The sequence below is a fragment of the Corynebacterium suedekumii genome (genome assembly GCF_030252185.1).
GTDB lineage: Bacteria > Actinomycetota > Actinomycetes > Mycobacteriales > Mycobacteriaceae > Corynebacterium > Corynebacterium suedekumii.
On record NZ_CP126970.1, the window covers coordinates 38,416 to 64,199 of the forward strand.

General features: G+C 68.2%; 26 protein-coding genes. 13 read left to right on the top strand and 13 right to left on the bottom strand.

Features of this window, described 5'->3' with window-relative positions; genetic code table 11:
• Nucleotides 1-148: 148 nt before the first annotated feature.
• A complete protein-coding gene (locus QP029_RS00195; RefSeq protein ID WP_284876270.1) occupies nt 149-3,208 on the bottom strand; it encodes a translation initiation factor IF-2 N-terminal domain-containing protein in 3,060 nt (1,019 codons plus the stop codon).
• A 442-nt stretch (nt 3,209-3,650) separates the two neighbouring features.
• Here QP029_RS00195 and QP029_RS00200 point away from each other — a divergent pair, with 442 nt between their 5' ends.
• A complete protein-coding gene (locus tag QP029_RS00200) occupies nt 3,651-4,358 on the top strand; it encodes a hypothetical protein (protein ID WP_284874925.1) in 708 nt (235 codons plus the stop codon).
• A gap of 40 nt (nt 4,359-4,398) precedes the next feature.
• Here the strand turns inward: QP029_RS00200 and ndk are convergent, their stop codons facing one another.
• A complete protein-coding gene (gene ndk / locus QP029_RS00205; RefSeq protein WP_284874926.1) occupies nt 4,399-4,809 on the bottom strand; it encodes a nucleoside-diphosphate kinase in 411 nt (136 codons plus the stop codon).
• A gap of 11 nt (nt 4,810-4,820) precedes the next feature.
• Nucleotides 4,821-5,129 carry a hypothetical protein gene (locus QP029_RS00210; RefSeq protein ID WP_284874927.1) on the bottom strand — a complete coding sequence of 103 codons (309 nt, stop codon included), beginning with the start codon at nt 5,127-5,129 and terminating at the stop codon, nt 4,821-4,823.
• A gap of 74 nt (nt 5,130-5,203) precedes the next feature.
• Here QP029_RS00210 and QP029_RS00215 point away from each other — a divergent pair, with 74 nt between their 5' ends.
• The 3 genes from QP029_RS00215 to QP029_RS00225 are packed head-to-tail and all read left to right on the top strand — an operon-like array spanning nt 5,204 to nt 7,031.
• The gene (locus QP029_RS00215) at nt 5,204-6,226 is read left to right on the top strand and encodes a pirin family protein (RefSeq protein WP_284874928.1); all 1,023 of its coding nucleotides are present in this window, start codon (nt 5,204-5,206) and stop codon (nt 6,224-6,226) included.
• A complete protein-coding gene (locus QP029_RS00220) occupies nt 6,226-6,555 on the top strand; it encodes a GNAT family N-acetyltransferase (RefSeq protein WP_284874929.1) in 330 nt (109 codons plus the stop codon). Before QP029_RS00215 ends, QP029_RS00220 begins: the two co-directional genes overlap by 1 nt.
• Complete coding sequence (locus QP029_RS00225; protein ID WP_284874930.1) at nt 6,552-7,031, top strand: carboxymuconolactone decarboxylase family protein; 480 nt, start codon at nt 6,552-6,554, stop codon at nt 7,029-7,031. Before QP029_RS00220 ends, QP029_RS00225 begins: the two co-directional genes overlap by 4 nt.
• 279 nt (nt 7,032-7,310) lie before the next feature.
• Here the strand turns inward: QP029_RS00225 and QP029_RS00230 are convergent, their stop codons facing one another.
• The 3 genes from QP029_RS00230 to QP029_RS00240 form a co-directional block, all read right to left on the bottom strand.
• Nucleotides 7,311-7,733 (bottom strand): DUF4233 domain-containing protein, encoded by a 423-nt coding sequence (locus tag QP029_RS00230; protein WP_284874931.1) that lies wholly within the window; start codon nt 7,731-7,733, stop codon nt 7,311-7,313.
• Nucleotides 7,730-9,202 carry a bifunctional tetrahydrofolate synthase/dihydrofolate synthase gene (gene folC, locus QP029_RS00235; protein ID WP_284876271.1) on the bottom strand — a complete coding sequence of 491 codons (1,473 nt, stop codon included), beginning with the start codon at nt 9,200-9,202 and terminating at the stop codon, nt 7,730-7,732. The genes QP029_RS00230 and folC overlap by 4 nt, the downstream gene beginning before the upstream one ends.
• A 71-nt stretch (nt 9,203-9,273) precedes the next feature.
• Nucleotides 9,274-11,988, bottom strand: a complete 2,715-nt coding sequence (locus QP029_RS00240; RefSeq protein WP_284874932.1) for a valine--tRNA ligase — start codon at nt 11,986-11,988, stop codon at nt 9,274-9,276.
• Nucleotides 11,989-12,047: 59 nt separating this feature from the next.
• Here QP029_RS00240 and QP029_RS00245 point away from each other — a divergent pair, with 59 nt between their 5' ends.
• The 4 genes from QP029_RS00245 to QP029_RS00260 are packed head-to-tail and all read left to right on the top strand — an operon-like array spanning nt 12,048 to nt 14,541.
• Nucleotides 12,048-12,737 (top strand): helix-turn-helix domain-containing protein, encoded by a 690-nt coding sequence (locus QP029_RS00245; RefSeq protein WP_284874933.1) that lies wholly within the window; start codon nt 12,048-12,050, stop codon nt 12,735-12,737.
• The gene (locus QP029_RS00250) at nt 12,734-13,453 is read left to right on the top strand and encodes a hypothetical protein (protein ID WP_284874934.1); all 720 of its coding nucleotides are present in this window, start codon (nt 12,734-12,736) and stop codon (nt 13,451-13,453) included. The genes QP029_RS00245 and QP029_RS00250 overlap by 4 nt, the downstream gene beginning before the upstream one ends.
• A 5-nt stretch (nt 13,454-13,458) precedes the next feature.
• Nucleotides 13,459-14,043, top strand: a complete 585-nt coding sequence (locus QP029_RS00255; RefSeq protein ID WP_284874935.1) for a hypothetical protein — start codon at nt 13,459-13,461, stop codon at nt 14,041-14,043.
• Between the two features lie 60 nt (nt 14,044-14,103).
• The gene (locus tag QP029_RS00260; RefSeq protein WP_284874936.1) at nt 14,104-14,541 is read left to right on the top strand and encodes a hypothetical protein; all 438 of its coding nucleotides are present in this window, start codon (nt 14,104-14,106) and stop codon (nt 14,539-14,541) included.
• Nucleotides 14,542-14,703: 162 nt separating this feature from the next.
• Here QP029_RS00260 and QP029_RS00265 read toward each other — a convergent pair whose 3' ends face one another.
• A complete protein-coding gene (locus tag QP029_RS00265; protein ID WP_284874937.1) occupies nt 14,704-16,176 on the bottom strand; it encodes an Hsp70 family protein in 1,473 nt (490 codons plus the stop codon).
• 141 nt (nt 16,177-16,317) lie between these two features.
• On the opposite strand from QP029_RS00265, the gene QP029_RS00270 reads away from it, so the two are divergent.
• Complete coding sequence (locus QP029_RS00270) at nt 16,318-17,319, top strand: IS481 family transposase (RefSeq protein ID WP_284874938.1); 1,002 nt, start codon at nt 16,318-16,320, stop codon at nt 17,317-17,319.
• Here QP029_RS00270 and QP029_RS00275 read toward each other — a convergent pair.
• Nucleotides 17,316-18,287 carry a malate dehydrogenase gene (locus tag QP029_RS00275; RefSeq protein ID WP_284874939.1) on the bottom strand — a complete coding sequence of 324 codons (972 nt, stop codon included), beginning with the start codon at nt 18,285-18,287 and terminating at the stop codon, nt 17,316-17,318. The genes QP029_RS00270 and QP029_RS00275 overlap by 4 nt on opposite strands.
• 278 nt (nt 18,288-18,565) lie before the next feature.
• Here QP029_RS00275 and QP029_RS00280 point away from each other — a divergent pair, with 278 nt between their 5' ends.
• Nucleotides 18,566-19,345: a TetR/AcrR family transcriptional regulator gene (locus QP029_RS00280; RefSeq protein ID WP_284874940.1), complete on the top strand. Its 780-nt coding sequence runs from the start codon at nt 18,566-18,568 to the stop codon at nt 19,343-19,345.
• Here QP029_RS00280 and clpX read toward each other — a convergent pair.
• From clpX to QP029_RS00295, 3 genes are all read right to left on the bottom strand, one after another.
• Nucleotides 19,342-20,625: an ATP-dependent Clp protease ATP-binding subunit ClpX gene (gene clpX, locus QP029_RS00285; protein WP_284874941.1), complete on the bottom strand. Its 1,284-nt coding sequence runs from the start codon at nt 20,623-20,625 to the stop codon at nt 19,342-19,344. The genes QP029_RS00280 and clpX overlap by 4 nt on opposite strands.
• A 154-nt stretch (nt 20,626-20,779) precedes the next feature.
• Nucleotides 20,780-21,424 (bottom strand): 3-oxoacid CoA-transferase subunit B, encoded by a 645-nt coding sequence (locus QP029_RS00290; RefSeq protein ID WP_284874942.1) that lies wholly within the window; start codon nt 21,422-21,424, stop codon nt 20,780-20,782.
• Nucleotides 21,424-22,167, bottom strand: coding sequence for a CoA transferase subunit A (locus tag QP029_RS00295; RefSeq protein WP_284874943.1), 744 nt, complete (start codon nt 22,165-22,167; stop codon nt 21,424-21,426). The genes QP029_RS00290 and QP029_RS00295 overlap by 1 nt, the downstream gene beginning before the upstream one ends.
• A gap of 161 nt (nt 22,168-22,328) precedes the next feature.
• Here QP029_RS00295 and QP029_RS00300 point away from each other — a divergent pair, with 161 nt between their 5' ends.
• Genes QP029_RS00300 through QP029_RS00310 form a run of 3 tightly spaced genes read left to right on the top strand, consistent with a single transcriptional unit; the run spans nt 22,329 to nt 25,114 of the window.
• Nucleotides 22,329-23,072 carry an IclR family transcriptional regulator domain-containing protein gene (locus tag QP029_RS00300; RefSeq protein ID WP_432418738.1) on the top strand — a complete coding sequence of 248 codons (744 nt, stop codon included), beginning with the start codon at nt 22,329-22,331 and terminating at the stop codon, nt 23,070-23,072.
• A gap of 20 nt (nt 23,073-23,092) precedes the next feature.
• Nucleotides 23,093-24,343, top strand: coding sequence for an acetyl-CoA C-acetyltransferase (locus QP029_RS00305; protein ID WP_284874945.1), 1,251 nt, complete (start codon nt 23,093-23,095; stop codon nt 24,341-24,343).
• Between the two features lie 3 nt (nt 24,344-24,346).
• Nucleotides 24,347-25,114 (top strand): alpha/beta fold hydrolase, encoded by a 768-nt coding sequence (locus QP029_RS00310; RefSeq protein WP_284874946.1) that lies wholly within the window; start codon nt 24,347-24,349, stop codon nt 25,112-25,114.
• 60 nt (nt 25,115-25,174) lie between these two features.
• On the opposite strand, the gene QP029_RS00315 is transcribed toward QP029_RS00310, so the two are convergent.
• Nucleotides 25,175-25,555, bottom strand: coding sequence for a hypothetical protein (locus tag QP029_RS00315; protein WP_284874947.1), 381 nt, complete (start codon nt 25,553-25,555; stop codon nt 25,175-25,177).
• Nucleotides 25,552-25,743, bottom strand: coding sequence for a type II toxin-antitoxin system HicA family toxin (locus tag QP029_RS00320; RefSeq protein WP_284874948.1), 192 nt, complete (start codon nt 25,741-25,743; stop codon nt 25,552-25,554). The genes QP029_RS00315 and QP029_RS00320 overlap by 4 nt, the downstream gene beginning before the upstream one ends.
• Nucleotides 25,744-25,784: the final 41 nt, after the last annotated feature.

Consider the following 25,784-nt stretch of genomic DNA (forward strand, 5'->3'; position numbering starts at 1 on the left):
CTGAATGGACGTGTATTTCACTTGCGTTTCCGGGCGTGCGGGCACGCCTCGGCCAGGTTTCTGACCGGACAGCGCAACATCCCTAAAACAGCGACTGTCAAAGACTACCCCGTGGGGCAGCCAAAAGACAAACCGCTGTCCAGGGCCACTATCGTGAGCTTCCGCGCCTGGTCACCCGGCGGCGACCCCGCCCGGACCGCTCCGGCTTCTCCTGCTTGTCCGGCTTGTCCTGCTTGGCGACGCCCCGATCACCCGACGCCGGCTTCTCCGACCGGGTGGCGGCCGTTCCCGACGCCCCGGTGGTGCGCATGACCTTGCGCACCGCCCGTCGGCGCCCCCGGGCACGGATCGTCTCGGCGGTCTCCGGGGCGACCGGTGCCGGGGTGGCCTGCTGGCTCCGCTCCTCGTCCCGGGACCGGTCCTGGCCACTGCGGGCGGCCCGGTTGGAGCGGGTGACGCGGCGGCGGTCGCGACGCTGCTTCGAGGCCGACGGGCGATCCTCGTCGGCGATCTCGACCTGCTCGACCTCGGCGTCCTCCATCACCGGCTCCGGGCGGCGGAAGTCCTCCGCCTTCGGGCGACGGTCGGAGCGGGAGTTCCCACGGGTCTTCCGGCGGCGACGCGGGGAGGACTCGAACTCGGCGACGGCCTGCTGAAAGGTCTTCTCGCCGGTCGGGGCGATCTCGATGTCGTCCTCGTCGGTGTCCTCGACCGGGACGTAGTTGCGGCCCGACGGCTCCTCGGGGTCGGCCTCGTCGGCGCGGGTGACGGCGGCGGAGACGATGCTCTCCAGGTCACCGCCCTGCTCGTCCCGGGTCTCGTCCCGGTCGCCACCGCGGCCGCGACCACCGGAGCGGCGGCGGGAACGGCGGCGTCGAGACGTTTCCATCTCCTGCTCGTCATCGGTGACGATGACCGACGCCGCCAGCTCCTCGATGTCCGAGTCAGAGTCGTCGCGGGTCGCCGGCTCCTGCATGGCCACGGCCGCGGGGTGGCGGGCCGGGTCCTGCTCCGGCTTCCGGCGGCGCCGTTCCTGGCGGTCCTGCCGTTCACCGCCGTGGTCGTGCTCGTCGTGGGTCTCCTCGACCGGGTCGTCGTGGAGGATGAGGCCCCGGCCGCCGCAGTGCTCGCACTCGGTGGAGAAGGTGTCCAGCAGGCCGGTGCCCAGGCGTTTGCGGGTCATCTGGACCAGGCCGAGGGAGGTGACCTCGGAGACCTGGTGGCGGGTGCGGTCGCGGCCGAGGGCCTCTTTGAGGCGGCGCAGGACGAGGTCCTGGTTCTCGGGCAGGACCATGTCGATGAAGTCGACGACGATCATGCCGCCCAGGTCGCGCAGGCGCATCTGGCGGACGATCTCCTCGGCGGCCTCGAGGTTGTTGCGGGTGACGGTCTCCTCGAGGGTGCCGCCGGAGCCGGTGAACTTGCCGGTGTTGACGTCGACGACGGTCATGGCCTCGGTGCGCTCGATGATGAGCGTGCCGCCGGAGGGCAGCCACACCTTGCGGGCCAGGGCCTTCTGGATCTGCTCGTCGATGCGGTAGCGCTGGAAGGCGTCGGCGCCGTCGTGCTCGGCGCGGTCGAAGCGGACGACGCGGTCGAGCAGGTCGGGGGCGACGGACTTCACGTAGGCGTGGATGGTGTTCCAGGCGCGGTCACCGTCGACGACCAGGGAGGTGAAGTCCTCGTTGAACAGGTCGCGGACCACCTTGACCAGCATGTTCGGTTCTTCGTACATGGTGATCGGCTTGGCGCCCTTGGAGTTGATCTCGCGGTCGGCGCGCTCGCTGATGTCCTCCCACAGGGAGTGCAGGCGGTTGACGTCGGCGCCGATGGCGTCCTCGGACACGCCCTCGGCGGCGGTGCGGATGATCGCACCTCCCTGGCCGGGGACGACCTTGGCCAGGATTTCCTTGAGGCGCTTGCGCTCGGGTCCGGGCAGCTTGCGGGAGATACCGGCGCTGCGACCACCGGGCACGTAGACGAGGTAGCGGCCGGCGAGCGAGATCTGGGTGGTCAGGCGGGCACCCTTGTGCCCGACGGGGTCCTTGCTCACCTGGACGAGCACCTGGTCACCGGACTTGAGCGCCTGCTCGATGCGGCGGCCGCGGCCCCCGAGGCCGGCGGCCTTCCAGTCGACCTCACCGGCGTAGAGCACACCGTTGCGGCCCTTGCCGATGTCGATGAACGCCGCCTCCATGCTCGGCAGCACGTTCTGCACGCGGCCGAGGTAGATGTTGCCGATCATCGAGGCCTGCGCCTCCGACGTCACGAAATGCTCGACGAGCAGATCATCCTCGAGCACACCGACCTGGGTGACCAGGCCCGGGTGGTCGTGGCGCTGCCGCTCGCGCACGACCATGGTGCGCTCGACGGATTCCCGCCGCGCGAGGAACTCCGCCTGCGAGACGATGTGCCGCTTCTTGCGCCCTTCCTCCCGCAGCTCGGTCCGACGGCGACGCTGCGCCTCCAGACGCGTCGACCCGCGCAGCGCGGTGGGCTCCTCCGGGAGGTCCTCAGCCTGCTGCGTATCGACGTCCTCCTCCCCCACCTCTGCGGTCACCGCAGCCTCGGTGGATTCCTCCGCACCGCGGCCGCGGCTGGAGCCGCGGCGGCCGCGACGGCGGCGTCGTGACGCGTTCGAGGATTCCTCGTCCTCCTCGTCCTTCTTCGCGGCGGCGGCCACGGCCTCAGCTTCCGCCTCGGCCACGGTCGGCGGGCGGAAGATCGGGGTGAAGGAGGTGTCGGCGGTCTCCGGCGCCGGGGTGATGGCCGGCTCGATATCCTCGAGCGGCTCCTCGTCGAGCTGCTCCTCGACGGCGGCGGCGAGGTCGGCGTCGACCTTCTCGACGATCTGGTGGATCTCATTCTCCACGTTCTTGCGCACCCGGGTGCGGATCTTCTCCTCCTCCACCGGCGCCTCATCCTGCGTCGGCTCCGCCAGTGTGGCCAGCAGGCGGTCCACCTCGTCGCGGGTCAGCGCCGACTGCGGCGCCTTCTTCAGGCCCAGCTCAGCGAGCTTCGCGATGAGCTCCTTCGAGGTGGACCCGAGCAGCTTGGCCAGGGCGTGCACGCGGGTGCGGTCACCGAGCTGGCTGCGGTCCAGCTCCGGGAATGCGGCCTGCTCCGGCTGCTGCTGAGGCTGCTCGACCGGAGCCGGCTCCGCCGCCTTGCGGGTCGTCTTCCGGGCCCGCTTGGTGACCTTCTTCACCGTCTTGTTGGCCTCGTCGGCCTGCTCGACCGGGGTCGGCTCCGCCGCCTTGCGGGTGGCCTTCCGGGTCCGCTTGGTGACCTTCTTCGCGGGCTTCTCCGCCGGCTCGTTCTGCTCGGCGGGGGCCTTTTTCGCGGTGGTTTTCTTCGCGGTCTTCTTGGTGGTGGTCTTGCGGGCCGCGCGGCGCTTCTTCGGTGCCTCCTGCTCGCTGGTGTTCTCGGTGGGTTCGGTGGATTCGGTGGATTCGGTGGATTCGGTGGATTCGGTGGAATCAGCCACGGGTACTCCTGTAATTGTCGGTCGGACCGGACCCCGGGCGCTGGCGAGGAAACTCGCCGCCGCCGCACAGGGACGGTCCGTGAAGTGTGTCGGTCGGTGTTGCGACCTGTCGCCCATTGTCGCACAGGTGACCGGTCCGATGCGGCAGACGTACAGTGGAGGTATGAACCATGGAGATTTCACCGGCTGGCGGCTCCTGGTTCCCGCGGCCGGTTTCACTGCGACACTGATCCTCATCGCCCTGGAGCAGCTGGTTCCGTGGGTGGTCACGTTGGCGGTGACAATCATCGTCACCCTGCTGCTCATCCCGCCCCGGCAATGGCGGTCAGGCATCGAGGCCACCTCCACCGACGAGCCCGCCTTCTCTGCGCGCAGTCAGCTCCCGGCCATCCTTCTGCCGGCGGTGGTCATCCTCGGTCAGCCGTTCTTCCTGGAGATCCTCCCGCTGCCGTTCCCCGTGGCCGTCGGGCTGTGGGGGCTGCTCTTCTCTGTCTCCCTCGTGTGGGTGTTCCGCAACCTCGGCCGGAGCATGAAAGTTGACGGTCAGCGTCGGATCACCCGGTCGCTGGCGTCGACGGACCCTTCGGACGTCACGCCGGGACGCCTGCGGGTTGCAGACGAGCACCGGGAACTGATCACCGCCCTCACGGAGCTCGGTGCCGTCGACGGGGTGCGGGCGCGGATGTGGAAGCTCGCGGAGGTGACGGGGCGGGGCGTCGATACGCTTCCGGCGGAGGTGCAGGTACTGCGCCGGGCGGGTCTGGTGAGTGTGTCCACGCTCGATTCGGGGGATGACACCACCCGTCACCTAGTGGATCTCACACCGGTCGGGGCGCGGGTGGCCGAGGAATCCGGGCTGATCCGGGCATGAGAAAAGCCCCTCCGGGGAGGGGCCTGAGAGTTCGGGAACCTTAGAGGTTCGGGAACCAGATGCCGATCTCACGCTGGGCCGACTCGGAGGAGTCGGAACCATGGACGACGTTCTCACCCACGGTGAGGGCGAAGTCGCCGCGGATGGTGCCCGGGGTGGCCTTGGAGACCGGGTCGGTGCCGCCGGCCAGCTGACGCCATGCCTCGATGGCGCGCTCGCCCTCGACGATGCCGGCGACCAGCGGAGCGGAGGTGATGAAGTCGACGAGCTCACCGAAGAAGGGCTTGTCGGCGTGCTCGGCGTAGTGCTGCTCGGCGGTGGCGCGGTCGGCGACGCGCAGGTCGAGGGCGGTGATCTTCAGGCCCTTGCGCTCGATGCGGGCGATGATCTCGCCGACGTGGCCGTTCTTGACACCGTCCGGCTTGATGAGGATGAGAGTGCGTTCAGTCATGGTTCAGCACTCTACCGGAGGCCCTGCACGGCCGCGCGGGCGGACTCCGGGGTGGCGTCCCGGAACCACATCTGGACCTGGCGGACCGCCGCCCCCTCATCGCCGCGTTCGAGCATGGCGCGGAGGGTGGCGCGTTTGTCGTCGTCGAGCTCGATGGGGGTCTGCGGGCGGGTGGCGGCGGTGATCTTCAGGCCCATGACGAGGAAGACGCCAGCGAGAAGAAGGGCGATGACCGCCCCGAGATCGGAGATGGCCAGGAACTTGAGGACGAGGGCCACCACGCAGAACACGGCGGCGATTCCGAGGTAGAGGGCGCGCATGGGTCACAGCATAATGCGACCGCGACCCTGCGCTATGTTGACCCGTCAACAAGTTTTCGGGCTATGCTGGGCACATGTCCGTCACCGAGCCCCACCCCCAGGAACAGGTCCTCACCCCCACTCCCCCGGTGTGCACCGATGGAGCCAAGGTCGAGATCATCACCGCCCGCGACGTCCCCCTCGGCGGCCCCCGCGCCATGACCGTCCGCCGTACCCTCCCCCAACGCCAACGCAGCCTCATCGGCGCCTGGTGCTTCGTCGACCACTACGGCCCCGACGACGTCTCCGTCTCCGGCGGCATGGACGTCGCACCCCACCCCCACACCGGCCTGCAGACCGTCAGCTGGCTGTTCGAGGGCGCCATCACCCACCACGACTCCGGTGACCACCACGCCGTCGTCCTGCCCGGCGAGGTCAACCTCATGACCGCAGGCGGCGGCATCTGCCACTCCGAGGTCTCCACCCAGGACACCACCACCCTCCACGGCGTCCAGCTGTGGACCGTCATGCCCGACGCGGACCGCCACGGACCGCGCCGTTTCGACCACCACGCCCCCGACCCCGTGCGTTTCGACGGCGGCGAGGCCCTCGTCTTCCTCGGCTCCCTCCTCGGCGACACCTCGCCGGTCACCACCTTCACGCCCCTCGTGGGGGCGGAGATCCGCCTGGAGGCGGGGGCGTCGATAAGCATCGACGTGGACCCCTCCCACGAGCACGGACTGCTTCTCGACGCCGGCGACATCGACCTCGAGGGCATCCCCGTCGCCCCCGGTGAACTCGCCTACACCGGCACCGGCGAACAGCGGCTGCGCATCCGCAACAACGGCGACGACCGCGCCCGCCTCATCCTCATCGGCGGCGAACCCTTCGCCGAGGAGATCGTCATGTGGTGGAACTTCATCGGCCGTGACCACGACGAGATCGCACAGTACCGCGCCGAATGGCAGGACCAGGCCGACCGCTTCGGCCACACCCGCGGCTACATCAGCCACGACCCCGAGGGCCTGACCTGGCTGCCCGCCCCCGACCTGCCCAACGCCGCCCTCACACCCCGGACCAACCCCGCCCCCGTCGCCCGACCCGAAAAGAGAATCTGATGCCCTCCGTCACCAACGACGCCGCCGGCCGCCGCTTCGTCATCCTCGACACCGACACCCCCACCGGCACCATCGCCGGCTCCTCCCACTACCGCGACCGTGACGACGAACGCATCTTCTTCCACACCGAGATCGACGAGACATTCAGCGGCCGCGGCCTCGCCGGAACACTCACCAGCGAAGCCCTCGCCGACACCGCCGCCGAAGGCAAGACCATCGTCGCCGTCTGCCCCTACGTCCGCACGTGGCTGGACACACACGACCACCAGTTCGTCTGGCGCAAATCCACCCCCGACGACCTCACCTGGATCAAGGGAGAACTCGCATGACCCGCCACGCCCCCTACCTGGACAAGTTCTACCCCGAGATCTACCGCGAACTCGGCAACGTCACTCGCACACTCCGCGACCTCTACCCCGAAGTCGACCTGCCCCTCGGCCTCATCGAACTGGTCAACATCCGCGTCAGCCAGATCAACGGCTGCGGCACCTGCCTGTCCATCCACGTCCCCGCCGCCCGCAAGGCAGGCGTCGAGGAATGGAAACTCGACGCCCTCCCCGCCTGGCGCATGGTCCGCGAATACAGCGACCAGGAACGCGCCGCCCTCCAACTCGCCGAGACGCTGACCCTCCTGCCCAAGGACCGCGAGAACAGCCGCGCCGCCGTCGAGGCCTGCGAGGTCTTCGCCGAGGAACAGGTCGCCGCACTCGAATGGGCGATCATCATGATCAACGCCTTCAACCGAGTCTCCATCGCCTCCGGGCACCCGCTCATCCGGCCGCGGACGGCGAAAAAGCCGGAATGACACGACCCCCTCGACAGCGCCAACGCCGCAGAATCAGCAGTAGCGTCTGACACCGGCAGGGATTCTCCCCGAATCCGCCGTCAGTGTCAGACGCCAGTGCTGCCAGCGACCAAAACGGGGAAACGCAGTCGGTTCACCCCGCACGGAGCGTGGATTCACCCGCACCCGTGCTGCATTCCCCGACTCAGCCCCGCAGAATCAGCAGCAGCGTCTGACACCGGCAGGGATTCTCCCCGAATCCGCCGTCAGTGTCAGACGCTATTGCTGCTCGCACCCGATCTACAGGTGCTGGGTGGTCAGCAGACCGCGCTTCATCCGCGCGATGAGAGTGGAGCGCAGGTGGAGCAGATACCACCAGACGATGATGAAGATGATGGCGATGATCGCCACGGAGGGGTGGACGAAGAAGCCGAACAGGGCGACGACCTGCAACCCCAGGTTGACTGGCAGGGCCCAGCGGAATCGCTGGAAGAAGGCCATGAGGAAGTGGGCGGCGCCGAGGGCGGTGATGAACACCCAGTTGAAGGTGGTCCAGTGCTCGCCGTTGTCCACCTTGAGGATGACGGTCAGGGCCAGCCAGATGGTGATGGCCTCGAGAACCAGGGTGCCGGCCATGACACCCCGGATTCCCTTCATGGGGTCCTTGGCGGGTTCGTGGCCGGGGCCGAGTGGCCCGACCTCGGAGGTGTCGGGGCTGCTCATGCGGGATCCTTTCCGAACAGGGTGCGGGCCTCGCCGGCAGTGACGACGGAGCCGGTGATGACGACGCCGGCACCGGACTGGATGTCGGCGTCCTCGGCGAGCTCGACGGCCAGGGCGTAGGCGCCGGGGAGGTGGTCGTCGACATGGACGCGTTCCTCACCGAAGATGTCGCGGGCGGTGTCGGCGAGTTCGTAGGCGTCGAGGGCTCGGGGCGACGAGTTCTGGGTGATGACGATCTCGGAGAAGAACGGCTCCAGTGCCTGCAGGATGCCCACGGCGTCCTTGTCACCGAGGACGCCGACGACGCCGACGAGGCGGGAGAAGTTGAAGTCGCGTTCCAGTGCCTGCCCGAGGGCGCGGGCGCCGTGGGGGTTGTGGGCGGCGTCGACGAAGGTGGACGGGGAGGTGCGGACCCGTTCGAGGCGGCCCGGGGAGGTGACCTGGGCGAAGCCGTTGCGCACGGAGGCGATGTCGAGGGGTCGGCCGGTGCCGGCGCCGAAGAAGGCCTCGACGGCGGCGAGCGCGACGGCGGCGTTGCGGGCCTGGTGCTCGCCGGACAAGGGCAGGAAGATGTCCTCGTACTCGCCGCCGAGGCCGCGGAGGGTGAGCTGCTGGCCGCCGACGGCGACGGTGGAGGAGACGACGCCGAACTCGGAGCCGGCGCGGGCCACGGCGGCGTCGACATCCACGGCGCGCGAGAGGATGACCTGCATGGCGGCGGGGTCCTGCTCGGCGACGACGGCGACGTTGTCGGGTGGGGTGAGCAGGTCGTCGGTGTCCCAGCGGGACTTAATGATGCCGGCCTTCTCCGCCGCGATGTCCTCGATGCTGTCGCCGAGGTAGTCGGTGTGGTCGAGGCCGACGGGCATGATGACGGCGACGTCGGACTGGATGACGTTGGTGGCGTCCCAGCGCCCGCCCATGCCGACCTCGACGACGGCGACGTCGACGGGCGCGTCCGCGAAGGCGGCGTAGGCCAGGGCGGTGAGCACCTCGAACTTGGACATCCGGCCCTTCTTCTCGTCGACGAGTTCGACGTAGGGCTGGATCTCGCGCCAGATGCGGACGTAGTCACGCGGGTGGATGGGCGCGCCGTCGATGCCGATGCGTTCGGTGACCAGCTGCAGGTGCGGGCTGGTGGTGCGACCAGTCCGGCGGTGGAAGGCGCGCAGCAGCGACTCGATCATCCGGACCGTGGAGGTCTTGCCGTTGGTGCCGGCGACGTGGATCGTGGGGTACGAGTTCTGCGGGGAGCCGAGCAGGTCCATGAGCAGCTCGATGCGCTCGAGCGACGGGTCGATCTTCGTCTCGGGCCAGCGGGTGTCCAGTTCGGCCTCGACGCGCGCGAGCTCGGCGAGATCCTCCGGGGTGATCTCCGCGGGCGCGGGCTTTTCGACGTCCCCGAGGTCGATGTTGAGCTTGAGCCCCTGCTCCGTCAGTTCGACGGCGTCCTCGGAGTCGGCCTCCACATCCTCGAGGTCCTCGAGGTCCTCGTCGTCGGCGGCGTTGGCCAGGATCTCCTCGCGCCCCTCGTCACGGCTCACTTGAGTGCCTCCAGGCGGGCGGTGATGCGTTCGACCTCTTCCTGGGCGACCTGCTGGCGGGTGCGGATCTTCTCCACCACGGCGTCGGGTGCCTTGGACAGGAACGCCTCGTTGGACAGCTTCTTGGCGGTGCCCTCGAGTTCCTTGTGGGCGGCGGCGAGGTCCTTCTCCAGGCGCTTGCGCTCGGCGGCGACGTCGACGGTGCCGGAGGTGTCCAGGGCGACGGCGATGGTGGCCTGCGACAGGCGCAGTTCGATGGAGGCGGACTCCTCGAAACCGTCGGCGGGCGTCTCGACCTTGGCCAGGGAACGCACGGCGGTCTCCAGCGGTGTCAGGTCGGCGGCGGCGAAGTCGATGGTGGCGGGGACCTTCTGGGAGGGCTTGACGCCCTGGTCGGAGCGGAAGCGGCGGATCTCGGTGATGAGCTTCTCGGCGTCAGCGATACGGCGGGCGGCGACCTCGTCGAGGGCGGCGCCGTCGGTGGTCTCGGCGGCAGTGGGCCAGGCGGCGAGGACGATCGACTCGTTGTCGGTCAGCGCCTTCCACAGGACCTCGGTGACGAACGGCATCGCCGGGTGAAGCAGCCGCAGGAGGACGTCGAGGACCCGGCCGAGGACGAGCTGGGTGTTCCGGCCCTCCCGGGAGGCACCCTCGCGCGGGATCTGGGTCTTGGCGATCTCCAGGTACCAGTCACAGAACTCGTCCCACGCGAAGTGGTAGAGCTCCTCGTTGGCCTTGGCGAACTGGTAGTCGTCGAAGTAGGCGTCGACCTTCTCCCGAACCTGCTCGAGGCGGTCGAGGATCCAGCGGTCGGCGTCGGTGAGCTCTTCCCGGGCCGGCAGGTCGCCGACCTCCGCGCCGTTCATGAGGGCGAACTTGGTCGCGTTGAACAGCTTGGTGGCGAAGTTGCGCGAGGACTGGGCGGCGTCCTCGCCGACGGGCAGGTCGGTGCCCGGGTTGGCGCCGCGGGCGAGGGTGAAGCGCAGGGCGTCGGCGCCGAATCGGTCGACCCAGTCCATGGGGTCGATGCCGTTGCCGAGGGACTTGGACATCTTACGGCCGTGCTCGTCACGCACCAGGCCGTGGAGGAAGAGGTGCTCGAAGGGGATCTCCGGGCGGCCGTCCTGCCCGGTGCCGAGGACCTCGGGGGTGATCTTCGCGGCGAAGGTGCCGAACATCATCATCCGGGCGACCCAGAAGAAGAGGATGTCGTAGGCGGTGACCAGAACGGTCGTGGGGTAGAACTTCGCCAGCTCAGGGGTCTTCTCCGGCCAGCCCATGGTGGAGAAGGGCCACAGCGCGGAGGAGAACCAGGTGTCCAGGACGTCCGGGTCCTGGGTGTAGCCCTCGGGTGCCTGCTCGTCGGGGCCGACGCAGACGACCTCGCCGTCGGGGCCGTACCAGATGGGGATGCGGTGGCCCCACCACAGCTGACGGGAGATGGTCCAGTCGTGCATGTTGTCCACCCAGTCGAAGTAGCGCGGCTCCATCGACTCGGGGTGGATCTCCGTGTCACCGGAGCGGATGGCGTCGCCGGCCATCTGCGCCAGCTCGTCGACCTTGACGAACCACTGCAGCGACAGCCGCGGCTCGATCGGCTCACCGGAGCGTTCGGAGTGGCCGACGGAGTGCAGGTAGGGGCGCTTCTCGGCGACGATGCGGCCCTGCTCGGCGAGCGCCTCACGCACGGCGACGCGGGCCTCCTCGCGGGTCAGGCCGTCGAACCGGGTGCCGGTGTCCGCGATGTGGCCGGTGGCGTCCATGATCGTCGGCATGTCCAGGTCGTGGCGCAGGCCGAGGGCGTAGTCGTTGGGGTCGTGCGCCGGGGTGATCTTCACGGCACCGGACCCGAATTCCGGGTCGACGTAGTCGTCGGCGACGACGACCAGGGAGAGATCGTCGCGGAAGGGGTGCGGCAGGGTCTGGCCGACGAGGTCCGCGTAGCGGGCGTCGTCGGGGTGGACGGCAATGGCGACGTCGCCAAGCATGGTCTCCAGACGCGTGGTGGCGACGATGATGTGCGGCTCATCGTCGTTCATGGAGCCGTACCGGAAGGAGACGAGCTCGCCCTCGACATCCTTGTACACGACCTCGATGTCGGAGACGGCGGTCTCCAGCACCGGCGACCAGTTGACCAGACGGTTCGCGCGGTAGACCAGACCACGGTCGAAGAGTTCCTTGAAGATGGTCTGCACCGCCCGCGACAGGCCCTCGTCGAGGGTGAAACGCTCGCGGGACCAGTCGACGGAGTCACCGATGGCGCGCATCTGGCCGGTGATGGTGCCGCCGTACTGCTCCTTCCACTCCCAGACCTTGGCGATGAACTCCTCACGCCCGTAGTCGTAGCGGTCCTTGCCCTCGGTCTCCTTGAGCATCGCCTCGACCTTGGTCTGCGTCGCGATGCCCGCGTGGTCCATGCCCGGCAGCCACAGCACCTCGTAGCCCTGCATGCGCTTGCGGCGCACCAGCGAATCCATGAGCGTGTGGTCGAGCGCATGGCCCATGTGCAGCTGACCAGTCACGTTCGGCGGCGGCAGCACAATGGAATAGGCCGGCTTGTCCGAGTCCGGGTCCGCGGTGAAATACCCCGCATCCACCCAGCCCTGGTAGAGCTCCGCCTCCACGGCCCGGGGATCCCAGGACTTCGGAAGCGCGCCGCTGCGGTCAGTGCCCATCGTGGTGCCATCAGTCTGCTCAGTCACGCGGACCATCTTAGCGTCCTGCGGAAATCACTTGACCCTCACGTGACGTCATGGTTCATGCTGGGGGTATGAGGATCTCCAACGCCGCGCGTGCCGCCGGCTGCTCCGTCCGCGCCGTCCGTCACTACCACGCCGCCGGTGCCCTCCCCGAGCCCGCGCGCACGCACGGTGGCTACCGCGACTACTCGCTCGCCGACCTCGCAGACCTGCTCCGCGTCCGCGCCCTGGTACAGGCGGGCATCCCCCTCAGCGCGATCTCGGTCCCCGACCCCTCGCTATACGACGCCGCCCTCGCCCGCATCGACGCCCGCCTCACCGCCCTCCACGAACAACGCCGCCACCTGCTCGCCCTGCGCTCCGGGACCCTCGGACTCCCGGCCGACCTCCGCGAGATGATCACCGGGATCGGCCGTGACAGTGACTACCTGCGGCTCGAACTCGACAGCCTCGAACTCATGGGCCTGTGCGGGGTGGCCGCCGACGAGACGTGGGAGCGGATGCGGGCCAACCTCGCCGACCCGGCCCGGCGCGCGGAGTACCGTCGCGCCTTCGACCTGTGGGACCGGCTGGGATCGCTGAAGTCCGAGGACCCCGCGGTCGACGGCATCATCGACAACCTCTCCGGCCTCACCCGGGAGGGCCTCATGTCCGGGGTGTGGGAGACCCTCCGACCCGGCAACCTGCCCGTTTCCTCCCGGGACTATGAGACCCGCGGTGCCCAGACCCGGGCGCTGGCTGAAATATCGGGGCAGTCATGAGATGGCTGCCTGTCGTCCTGGTGGTCCTGGTCGCTGACTGGTGGCTCTGGCACTCCGGCATCATCAACGGGGCCGGGGCGGTGGCGCTGTTTCTGGGGGCCGAGGCGTGCATTGCGCTCACCGCCCTGCTGGTGGCGTGGCGCACCGGCCGGGACATTCTCCCGTTGCGGCTCATCCGGCACGAACTCGGTGCCTGGGCCGACCTGGCCCGCCTGCTCCGCGGCCGTCGGGTCGTACCGGAGGGTTCGGTCGCCCTCCCCGCCCAGCGCGGCTGGTGGCACCTGCCCGTGATGATCTCGGTGGCCACCGCCATCGAGATCACCGCCATCGAGCTGCTCCTTCCCTGGCCGACGGTCCGCCTCGTCCTGCTCCTCCTGTCGATTTACTCCCTGCTCCTCCTATGGGGCTACGTTGCCGCCGGTGTGGTGCACCCCCACTTTCTCGGCGACGAACTGGTTCTGCGCCGGGGCCGGACCGTCGTCGCCCGGATCCCCCTCGACGACGTGCAGGAGGTGCGCAGCGAACGGACATTTGAGGCGGGGAGCCACGCGATCGTCGATACGCAACTGATCCTGGGCGGGCCGGAAGGCACGAACGTCAGGATCAACTGCTCCCCCACCCCGGCGCTGCTTCCGCGGTGGCCGTGGCAACCCGACCGCCACGTGGCGGTCACCCGGTGCGCGCTGTGGCTCGACGCCCCGGAGTCACTACGCTGACCACCGTGCAGACTTCTTCGCGACTCCTGTGGAACACCGGCCTGCCCGCCGCCGTCCCCTCCCGGGACCGGGCCCACCGACTCGCCCAACGCAGCGCCCCCGGTGCCAGTCTCCTCGGTGTGATCGCGTCCGCAGACACGGCGCTGGCGACCTCCCTGAGCCAGGAGGACTGGGAGGCCCTCTACGGAGCCACGGATGAAGGCCTGGTCCTCGACCGCCTGGTGTGGCCGCTGACGGCGACCGCCACGGCGATCATCATCATCCCCCTGCTGCTGTGGCTGCTCCTACGGGTCCTGCCGGGCCGGGTGGGCATCGTGGTCGGCGTGATCGTCCTCGCGTGGTCCGCGATCTACCCCGCGATCTACCCCGCGATCTACCTCGTCGAGTTCTGGTTCAGCCTGGCGTGGACGGTCCTGGTGGTGCTGCTGACCTGCCTCGGTTGGGCGTACCTGACCCACTGGACGCTGGTCCGGGCGCTCCGCGAGATCCCCGACTCCCTGCGCCAGAGCTTGTTCTACCTGCCGCTGCTGCTGGTGGCGTTCCTGTTCTTCTTCTTCAACTCCAACCTCTGGCAGCTCGCCGTCGCGTAGAACATCACTCAGGCGCTGCTCGTCGCCCTGCTCCTGTGGACGATGGGTGCCCTGGTGTGCGTGGTCACCGTCAACCGTCACGTCGAGACCGTGCTGCAGGAGGTGGAGAGCACCCTGCCCCTGCGGGTGAAGCTCAACATCCGGTGGAATGCGGCGAGCGTCCACCTCGCACAGGCCAGCATCTTCGGCCTGCTGGTGTTCGTCGGGTTCTTCGTGTTCGGTCTGGCCGCGGTGCCGCAGGCGACCATCGCCACGTGGACCGGCACGCCGACTGTCCTTGTCACTCTCGGCCCGCTGTACTTCTCTGGCGCGCTGGTCAAGGTCAGCTGGGTGCTCGGCGGCTTCGCCAGCCTCTACATGGCCACCACCGCCGCCGGCGACCGCGAACGCCGCGAGGAGCACCTCGGCCCTGTCACCGAGCAGATGGGCGGGGTCTTGAGGCGGGTGTGGTCGGGAGCCGGTTCCACCGGAGTCGGCCGGGGCAGCACTGACGTCTGACACCAGCGGCAGATTCCCCGCATTTCCGGCCCGGTGTCAGACGTTAGAGCTGATTCGGGTCAGCCCGGACCTGACACACCCACCGAGTGGCACTGACGTCTGACTCCAGCGGCAGATTCCCCGCATTTCCGGCCCGGTGTCAGACGTGGGAGCTGATTCAGGTCAGCCCTCCCCCGCGCTCGCCTGCACCTGGACGTCCAATTCCGGGACTTCGACGGTGATGGTGGTGATGCCATCGGCGTCGACGGTGACGGTCTCAATGACCTCGGGGCCGTTTTCGCGGCGTTCCACGGTCACCTGCGACAGATCCGCCACATTCGCCAGATCCGCGGCGAAGGGCACGAGGACCTCGGCCAGGGGTGCGAGGTCTCCGGGTTCGCCGTCGGCCGTCGCGGCGTATTCGACGAAGCGGAACCAGCCGAGGTTGTGGGCGGCGCGGTAGCGGCGGGTGACGGTGATGGTGCCGTCGTCACCTGCCGGGGCGCCGGGGGCGACGAGCGGGTCGAAGCTCACGGCGGCGCCGCTGTCGGATTCGCGGAAGACGCCGATGCCGCGGGTGAGGCGGTCGTTCAGGGCGTAGTCGGAATCCGGGTCGGCGGCGATGGCCAGGCCGACGGCGGTGGAGGCGGTGGGCAGGGGTGAGCGGTGGACGCGGCGGCCGAAGCGTTCGCGCAGCAGGCGGGGCACGAGTGGGAGGGCGGTGGCGCCACCGACGAGGTAGATGCCGGCGATGTCGGTGTCCGTGAGAGTCTCGGAGTCACCGATGAGCGGGCGCAGGGCGGCCAGGGTGCGTTCGATGAGCGGAGTGGCGTCGTCGTGGAAGTCGGTGACGGGGACGATGACGTCGTCGTCGCCGAGTTCGAGGATGATGCGGCGGGACTGGGGCCGGAGCTGTTCCTTGGCGGTGCGGGCCTCGTCGAGGAGGCGTCGGCGGGCGCGGGCCCCGAAGACGTCGTCGCCACGGCCGGTCGCCGCCAGGGCCAGGTCGGCGAGGACCTCGTCAAAGTCGTCGCCGCCGAGGCGGGAGATGCCGAGGGAGGTGATGACGTCGTGGCGGTGGGCGTCGATACGCATGAGGGTGGCGTCGAAGGTGCCGCCGCCAAGGTCGTAGACGATGATGCTGGAGCGCTTCGTGTTGAGGGTGCGCGCGTGGCGGTGGGTGTACTCGAACGCGGCGGCTGAGGGTTCGTTGACCAGGCCGAGGACGGTCGCGCCAGCGCGGGTGAAGGCGTCGAGGGTGAGCAGCCGTTGGGCGGAGAGAGCGTTGGCGGGGACACCGAGGACCACCTCAATCGCGTCGTCGCCGGCGACCTCGCGCAGCGTGTCGACGACCTCCACCGCTAATGCCGCCAGCACCTCCCCGAGGGGGCGGGTCTGCTCGCCCAGCCGCACCGGGGTCTCGGCGGTGACGTCGGGGGCGGTGAGCAGGCGTTTGACGGAGCGGGTCAGGGTCGGGTTGTCCCGTTCGAGGGCGCGCCAGCCGGCGACGATCCGGTCCCCCTCGAGGGCGACGACGGAGGGCAGGTGGTCCTGCGGGTCGCCGGCGGTGTCGGTCATGGTGACCACGGGGTAGTTGCCGCGGTCCACCGTGGCCACGACGGTGCGGGTGGTGCCGAAATCGATGCCGAAGCGCATGCGGAAGACCCTAGCCCACCCGCAGGCGACTCACCCGGCTAGCTGTACTTCCCCGGGAGGTTGTGAACGGTGTGAGCGAATAAAGGGAACCTCCGGTACGCAGGTGGGTAACTACACGCACACCAACACCGGAGGTTCCTAGTGACACACCGTAACGCACCGTTGACCCCGACGGGGAGAAAGAAAATGGTCGACCTGGTCCTGACCGAAGGACTAAGCCAACGCCAGGTCGCCGAGCGCTACCAGGTCTCTGCGGCAACCGTAAACCGCTGGGTCACACGCGCCCGCACCACCGAGGACCTCAACGACCACTCCAGCCGACCTGCCACCAGTCCTAACCGGCTTGCCGTGCGACGCGAACGCCGGATCATCAAACTTCGGTTCACCCGCCAATGGGGACCCCACCGCATCGGATACCACCTGGGAATCCCCCGATCCACCGTCGGTAGGGTCCTGGCCCGCTACCGGATGCCGAAGCTTGAGTGCATCGACCAGGCCACCGGACTGCCGGTGCGCAGGCAGCCGGCAGTGCGCTACGAACGCGACGCACCCGGTGATCTGGTCCATGTCGACATCAAGAAGCTGAGCAAGATCCCTGATGGCGGTGGATGGCGCGTTCATCAGCGCGGTTCTGCCCAGGACCGGGCGGCCGGGCGTCGACGAGACGTGCTGTACAAGGCCGGGGCGAAACCCGGGCGGGGATATTCCTACCTGCATCATGCCGTCGATGATCATTCACGGCTGGTGTACTCGGAGATCCTGGGAGACGAGCGGAAAGATACTGCTGCCGGGTTCTGGAAGCGGGCGAGGGCCTTTTTCGCTGGGTGCGGGTTCACCGTCAAACAGGTGATGACTGATAACGGGGGTTGCTACCGTTCGCATGTGTTTGCTGACGCGCTTGGTGAGGGTATCGTCCATAAGTTCACCAGGCCGTATCGTCCGCAGACCAATGGCAAGGTCGAGAGGTTTAATCGCACGTTGATGCAGGAGTGGGCCTATGTGAGAGCTTATGACAGTGAGAAGGCCCGGCAGGCAGCGTATGCGAGGTTCATCCACGATTACAATTGCCACCGGGCTCACACTGCTATCGGAGGGTTAACTCCCCTGCAACGCGTTCACAACGTCACGGGGAAGTACAGCTAGCGCAGGAGGTCGGCGACGGCGTCGCGCTCGGCCTTGAGCTCCTCGACGTTGGCGGCGATACGCTCGCGCTGGAAGTCGTTGAGCTCGAGGCCCTGGACGATCTCCCACTTACCGTCGCGGGCGACGGTGGGCAGGCCGGCGACCAGGCCTTCGTCGATGCCGTAGGAGCCGTCGGAGACGATGGCGGCGGACACCCACTGGTCGGTGCCCTGGACCCAGTCGCGCATGTGGTCGATCGCGGCGGAGGCGGCGGAGGCGGCGGAGGAGGACCCGCGGACCTCGATGATCTCGGAACCACGCTTGGCCACCCGCGGGATGAACTCGTTGACGTACCAGTCGCGGTCGATCCGGTCGATGACCTTGTCTCCGTTGACGGTGGCGAAGGTGAGGTCAGGGAACTGGGTGGCGGAGTGGTTGCCCCACACGACGACGTCCTCGAAGGCGGTGGTGGGAACGTCCAGCTTCGCGGCGAGCTGGGACAGGGCGCGGTTGTGGTCGAGGCGCATGAGGGCGGTGAAGCGGTCGGCCGGGACGTCCGGCGCGGACTGCTGGGCGATGAGCGCGTTGGTGTTGGCGGGGTTGCCCACGACGAGGACGCGGACGTCATCGGCGGCGTGGTCGTTGATCGCCTTGCCCTGCGGGGCGAAGATCTTGCCGTTGTTGGCCAGCAGGTCAGCGCGTTCCTCGCCCTTGCCGCGCGGCTTCGCGCCGACGAGGAAGGCGGCGTTGGCACCGTCGAAGGCCTCCTCGGGGCGGTCGGTGACCGTGATGGAGCGCAGCAGGGGGAAGGCGGAGTCCTGCAGTTCCATGGCTACACCCTCGGTCTTGCCCACGGCGTCCGGGATCTCCAGGAGGCGGAGGTCGATCGGGGTGTCATCTCCGAAGACGTCTCCGGCGGCCAGGCGCCACAGCAGGGAGTAGGCGATGTTGCCGGCGGCACCGGTGACGGTGATCTTCACGGGGGTCATGGACGAACCTTTCGGGGGTGGGACGTGCGGATCGCCGTTTCCTATCGCAGCGATCAGCCGTGGACAGCCCTGCCCAGTCTAGCGACATCGCGGCACCGGTGATGCCACCCCCGAACAGGCGTAGGCGACGGGATCATTCCCGCATTTCCCCAGCAGGACGTTCATTAAATCGGGTGCTGCGTCACATTTTCCTATCGACTCCATAACCCTCGTCGCGGCGATCGGGCACGATGGACTCCGACAACATGAACGTTCCACCGCAAGAAGGGTCCGCAGGCATGCGCTACGACGATTCCACCGGCGCCACCACGGGAGACGCCTATCCCGGCGGCCCCGACATCCCCGACGAGGGTGCCGCCTCCGTGGACCACGTCATCGACATCGCCCTGGCCCAGTTCGCGGAGCAGGGGTTTCAGGACACCAAGCTCGATCACATCGCCCGCGACTCGGGCATGTCGAAGCGGATGATCCACTACCACTTCGGTGACAAGAAGGGTCTGTACCGGCGGTGTCTCGTCGAGGCGTTCTCGCTCATCCACCCCTCGCACGAGGCGCTGACGGTGGACACCGGGGTGCCGGTGGAGGGGGTGACCCAGCTTGTCGACGCCGTGTACCTCAAGATGGTGGAGAACCCCTCCGCGATCCGCATCCTGGCCCTGGAGAGCCTGCACGACGTGCTGCATGTCACGGAACTGTCCACCCTGGCGAACCATTCGGAGGTGCTGCTGCACCTGGACAAGCTCCTCATGATCGGTCAAGACGCGGGTGCCTTCCGCCCGGGGATCTCGGCGGAGGATCTGTTTCTCATGATCTGGTCGCTGGCGTTCTTCCGGGTGTCCAACCGCGACATCATGGTCAACCTCTTCGACATCGACACCACCGACGAGGAGAACACCGAGGGCATGCGCCGGATGACGGTGGATGCGGTCCTGGCGTTCCTTACCTCGAACGTGGCCGGCAGTGGCCGCAGCAGCTACCTCAGCGGTAGCCGCGCGTTCGACGAGACGCAGTCGGCGGCGGACATCTACGGCGCGGAGGACATCGGGGACGGCGCTTAGGCGGTCTCCTTCTTCTCCTCCGCCAGCACGAGCTTCGGCTCGGCCTCACCGCGGACGGTCTCGGCGGAGATGACCACCTCGGCGATGTCCTCGCGGTCGGGGATGTCGTACATGACGGGGACGAGCAGTTCCTCCATGATGGCGCGCAGGCCACGGGCGCCGGTGCCCCGGTCGAGCGCCAGCTCGGCGATGACGTCGAGGGACCCGTCGTCGAAGGTGAGGGTCACCCCGTCCATCTCGAAGAGCCGCTCGTACTGCTTGACCAGCGAGTTGCGCGGTTCGGTGAGCACCTTGACCAGGGATTCGCGGTCGAGGTTGTCCACGGTGGCGACGATGGGCAGGCGGCCGATGAACTCGGGGATGAGACCGAATTTCACCAGGTCCTCGGGGCGGACCTGCTCGAACAGGTCGATCTTCTCCCGGTCGGAGGCGGACTCGATCTGGGCGCCGAAGCCCAGGCCCTTCTTGCCCACGCGCTCCTGGATGACCTTCTCCAGCCCGGCGAAGGCACCGGCGACGATGAACAGGATGTTCGAGGTGTCCAGCTGGATGAACTCCTGGTTGGGGTGCTTGCGCCCACCCTGCGGCGGGATGGAGGCGACGGAGCCCTCGAGGATCTTCAGCAGCGCCTGCTGGACGCCTTCGCCGGAGACGTCGCGGGTGATCGACGGGTTGTCGGACTTCCGGGAGATCTTGTCCACCTCGTCGACGTAAATGATGCCGCGCTGGGCGCGCTGGACATCGAAGTCGGCGGCCTGCAGGAGTTTGAGCAGGATGTTCTCCACGTCCTCGCCGACGTAGCCGGCCTCGGTCAGGGAGGTGGCGTCGGCGATGGCGAAGGGCACGTCGAGCATACGGGCCAGGGTCTGCGCGAGGTAGGTCTTGCCGGAGCCGGTGGGGCCGAGCAGCAGGATGTTCGACTTGGCGATCTCCACGTCGTCCTGGCGCGACTTCCGCTTGCTCACGCCCGCGTTCTCCTCGGTGCGGATGCGCTTGTAGTGGTTGTACACCGCGACGGCGAGGACCCGCTTGGCCTTGTCCTGGCCGATGACGTACTTGTCCAGGAAGGCGGAGATCTCGGAGGGGCGCGGAAGCTTGTCCTCCTTCTTCTCGGCGGCCTCGGCGGCGCCGAGCTCCTCCTCGATGATCTCGTTGCACAGCTCGATGCACTCGTCGCAGATGTAGACGCCACCACCGGCGATGAGCTTCTTCACCTGCTTCTGGCTCTTCCCGCAGAAGGAGCACTTGAGCAGGTCGGCGCTTTCTTGCATACGTGCCATGTCGGTAACTGTTCTCGCTTCGCTGGGAGAGGGCGGGGATGTCTCCCCCACTGTACTAAGAGCGTCAAACACGGGCGGCAGGCTCGCCCCACGCGTATCGACGCCGCGCTCCCCCGCAGTGCGGGGAGGCGCGGCGTCGATAAGGAGAAGGCGGTTACACGCCCTCGGCGACCTCGAAGGGGGCCTCGGTGACCTCGCGGACCGAGTCCACGGTCTCGCCCTCGGCGACCTGCAGGAGGGTGAGTCCGTCGTTGGCGTCGACGGAGAAGACGGCGTAGTTGGTGACGATCATGTCGACACACTTCGCACCCGTCAGCGGCAGCACGCACACCGGGAGGACCTTGGAGTCACCCTTCTTGGTGGTGTGGTCCATCATGACGATGATCTTCTGGGCGCCGTGGACGAGATCCATCGCGCCACCCATGCCCTTGACCATCTTGCCGGGAATCATCCAGTTGGCCAGGTCGCCGTACTGGGAGACCTCCATGGCGCCGAGGACGGCGACGTCGACCGCGCGGGAGCGGATCATGGCGAAGGAGTCGGAGGAGGAGAAGAAGGAGCCACCCTCGGTGATGGTGATGGTCTCCTTGCCGGCGTTGATCAGCTCCGGATCCAGCTCGTCCTCGGTCGGGTACGGGCCGACGCCGAGGATGCCGTTCTCGGAGTGCAGCACAACCTCGAGCCCCTCGGGCAGGTAGCCGGGGATGAGGGTCGGCATGCCGATGCCGAGGTTGACGTACTGGCCGTTCTCGAGCTCTTCCGCCACGCGGGCGGCCATCTGTTCCTTGGACCAGGTCATTACTGGGTCACCGTCCTGTTCTCGATACCGGTCTCCTGCGGGCCGACCTCGACGACACGGTCGACGAAGATGCCCGGCAGATCAACCTCTTCCGGATCAATGACATCGACGAGGTGCTCGACCTGCGCGATGGTCACCTTGCCGCTCATCGCGGCGTCGGCGTTGAAGTTCATGGCGGTCTTGTTGAACACCAGGTTGCCGTAGCGGTCACCCTTGTGGGCGTGAACGAGGGCGTAGTCCGCGCGGATGGACTCCTCGAGCACGTAGAGGGTGCCGTCGAACTCGCGGGTCTCCTTCGGCTTGGACACGATGGCCACCGAGCCGTCCTCATTGTACCGCTGCGGCAGGCCGCCCTCGGCGACCTGGGTGCCCACACCGGCGGTGGTGTAGAACGCCGGGATGCCGGCGCCACCGGCGCGCATGCGCTCGGCGAGGGTGCCCTGCGGGGTGAACTCGACGGTGAGCTCACCGGCGAGGTACTGGCGGGCGTACTCCTTGTTGGAGCCGAGGTAGGAGCCGATCGACTTGGCGATCCGCTTGTCGGCCAGCAGCAGGCCGAGGCCGAAGCCGTCGGTGCCGAGGTTGTTGGAGATGATCGTCAGGTCACCGGCGCCCTGGGAGCGGAGGGCGTCGATGAGGCGGGCGGGGATGCCGACCAGGCCGAATCCACCGACGGCGATGGACGCACCGTCGGGAATGTCGGCGACAGCCGCATCGATGGATGAGAGGGTCTTGTCAAGCATGCCCCAGACTGTACACTGATGTTCACGCACTGCACAAGGGTTCACATTGCGAACTATCATCGCCACCGAAAGGAGTTGATCGAGTGGACATCCCTGACGCCGCGGGTTCTTCGGCGGAGTCGCCGGCCGAGTCACCGAAGGACACCCCCAACGTCCAGTCCCTGGTCCGCGGCCTGTCCGTCATCCGGACCTTCAACGACGACCATCCCCGGCAGACTCTCGCCCAGGTCGCCGAGGCCACCGGCCTGGCACGCGCCACCGCCCGCCGGTTCCTGCACACGCTCGTCTCCGTCGGCTACGCCGGCACCGACGGTACCGAGTTCTGGCTCACCCCCCGGATCCTCGAACTCGGCTACAGCTACATGTCCGGCCTCGGGCTGCCCGCCATCGCGCAGCCCCGCCTGGAGGAACTGTCCCGCCGCATCGGCGAATCCAGCTCCCTGTCCGTCCTCGACGGCACGGACGTGGTCTACGTCAACCGCGTGCCGGTGCGACGGATCATGACGGTGTCCATCACCATCGGCACCCGCTTCCCCGCCTACGCCACCTCCATGGGCCGGGTCATCCTCGCCGACATGACGCCTGAGGACCTCGACCACTACCTCGACACCGTCGACCTCGTCCCACTGACCCCGATGACCAAGGTCGACCCCGACGAGCTCCGTACCGTCATCGCCCAGGTCCGGGACCAGGGCTGGGCCATCGTGGACCAGGAACTCGAACCCGGACTACGGTCCCTGGCCGCCCCCGTCCGCTCCCCACAGGGCACAGTGGTGGCAGCGGTCAACATCTCGACCCAGACGGTCGTCCACGATCTCGAGGACCTCCACCGCCGGTTCCTGCCGGCCCTGATCGAGACGGCCGAACAGATCTCCCACGACCTCGCCGCCACCGAACTGTTCTAGAAAGGCTAGAAAGGAACACCATGACTGACACCACCTCCACCAAGAACGACACCGACATCGTCATCTGCTCCCCGCTGCGTACCCCGGTCGGCGGCTACGGCGGCTCCTTCACCGGCGTCCCCGTCCAGGACCTGGCCACCATCGTGGTCAAGGCCATCATCGAGCGCACCGGCATCGACCCGACCGAGGTCGACGACCTCATCCTCGGCCAGGCCTCCCCCGCCGGCTCCGCCCCCGCCCTGGGCCGCGTCGTCGCCCTCGACGCCGGCCTCGGCGAGTCCGTGCCCGGCATGCAGCTCGACCGCCGCTGCGGCTCCGGCCTGCAGGCCGTGGCCACCGCCGCCGCCCACGTCGCCTCCGGTGCCGCCGACCTCATCATCGCCGGCGGCGCCGAGTCCATGTCGCGCGCCGAGTACACCGTCACCCCCGACATCCGCTGGGGAGTCAAGGGCGGCGACCTCGTCCTGCGCGACCGCCTCGCCGAGGGCCGCGAGTCCGCCGGCGGCAAGAACCACCCGATCCCCGGCGGCATGATCGAGACCGCCGAGAACCTCCGCCGCGAGTACTCCATCGCCCGCGAGGCCCAGGACGAGATGGCCGTCGAATCCCACCGCCGCGCCGTCGCCGCCCAGACCGAGGGACTCTTCGACGCCGAGATCGTCCCCGTCGAGGTGGCCGGCAAGCGCCGCAAGGACCCCTCCGTGATCATCGACAAGGACGAGCACCCGCGCGAGGACACCTCCCTGGAGAAGCTGGCGAAGCTGCGCCCCATCATGGGCCGCCAGGACGAGGAGGCCACCGTCACTGCCGGCAACGCCTCCGGCCAGAACGACGGCGCCGCCGCCATGATCGTCACCACCCGTGCCAAGGCCGCCGAACTCGGCCTGACCCCCATGCTCGCCTTCAAGGGTTGGGCCGTCGCCGGCGTCGCCCCGGAGACCATGGGCATCGGCCCGGTCCCCGCCACCGCCAAGGTCCTCGACCGCCTCGGCCTGACCCTCGACGACATGGACCTCATCGAGCTCAACGAGGCTTTCGCCGCCCAGGCCCTGTCCGTCCTGTCCGAGTGGGGCATCTCCGCCGACGACAAGCGCCTCAACCCCGTCGGTTCCGGCATCTCCCTCGGCCACCCGGTCGGCGCCACCGGCGCCCGGATGCTCGTCACCATCGCCCACGAACTCCAGCGTTCCGACGACGCCACCACCGGCCTGGTCACCATGTGCATCGGTGGCGGCCAGGGTCTCGCCGCTGTCGTGGAGAAGGAGAACTAGACCATGATCCTGCATTCCGTCACCTACGGCCCCGAGTCCGACTCCGAGCCGGTCGTCTTCCTCGGCTCGATCGCCTCCACCACCGACATGTGGCTGCCGCAGCTCGACGAGCTGTCCAAAACCCGCCGCGTCATCGCCCTCGACCACCGCGGTCACGGGCTCTCCCCCGACCCGGACGTCACCCCCGGCGAGACCACCTTCGACGATCTCGCCGCCGACGTCCTCTCCACCCTCGACGAGCTCGGCGTGGACACGTTCCAGGTCGTCGGCCTCTCCCTCGGCGGTGCGATGGCCCAGTACCTCACCGCCACCTCCGGCCGCGTCACCCGCGCCGCCTTCCTGTGCACCGCCGCCTACTTCGGTGGCACCGAGAAGTGGCACCCCCGTGCCGAGCTCACCCGCGCGCAGGGCCTCGAGCCCATGGCCGACGGCGTCATCGACTTCTGGCTGACCAAGGACTTCCAGGCCGCCCACCCCGCAACCACCGCCGCCTACCGACGCATGGTGGTCTCCACCCGTGGCATCGGCTACGCCTCCTGCTCCGACGCCCTGGCCCACTGGGACTTCCGTGACCGCCTCAGTGAGATCACCGTCCCCGTCCTCGCACTGGCCGCCGACCAGGACCAGTCCACTCCCCCGGAGGCCGTCAAGGCCATCGCCGACGGAGTCTCCGGACCGGTCGAGTACGTCGAGGTCTCCCCCGGCGCCCACGTGCCCACCATCGAGGTGCCCGAGCAGGTCACCAAGGCTCTGGTCGACTTCTTCGGCTAGGTTTCCCCGCTTATCGACGCCGCCGCGTCCCCCACGTCATGTGGGGGCGCGGCGGCGTTCTCATGAGGTCAGCTGGTGGATACGTTGATGGGACACCCCGAGAAACTCCGCTGCATCACGTCCGGACACACCCGCATTCCTGAGCTCGACAGCCAGCGCGCGGGTGGCCTCCTGCGCCTCCCGCTCCAGTTCGTGGGCACGTTCGCGTTTACTCCGGATCTCCGCAGCACGTTGCGCGATGCTCCGAATCCCGTCGACCCTGATGTCCATAACGATGTCGAAGCAACTGATGGGTTGCCCCGTCACCAGGTGTGCCACCTCCGCTATCGCCGCTTCCACCGCCGACATGGTCCGGGCCTGAGTCACCTGCCCCAGGCTGGGAATTTCTACCTCCCACCACTGCCCCTGTCGGTGAACGACAGCTTCCACTCGCGTGCTCATGCTGACTCCTCCATGATCTTCCTGATCTGTCGGTAGACCCCGGGCGAAATCGTCTTGTGCCCATCGGGGACGACTACGACGAGCTTTCCCTTCTGCCACTTCGTGTGCGAGCCACGGGCAGATACCGGTACAAACCCGGCCTTTCTCAGCTCTCTCACGACTTTCCGTGTGGCCTGCTCCGCGATCACACCGTAAGTCTACCCCCTAGACAGCTAACCGTCTAGGGGGT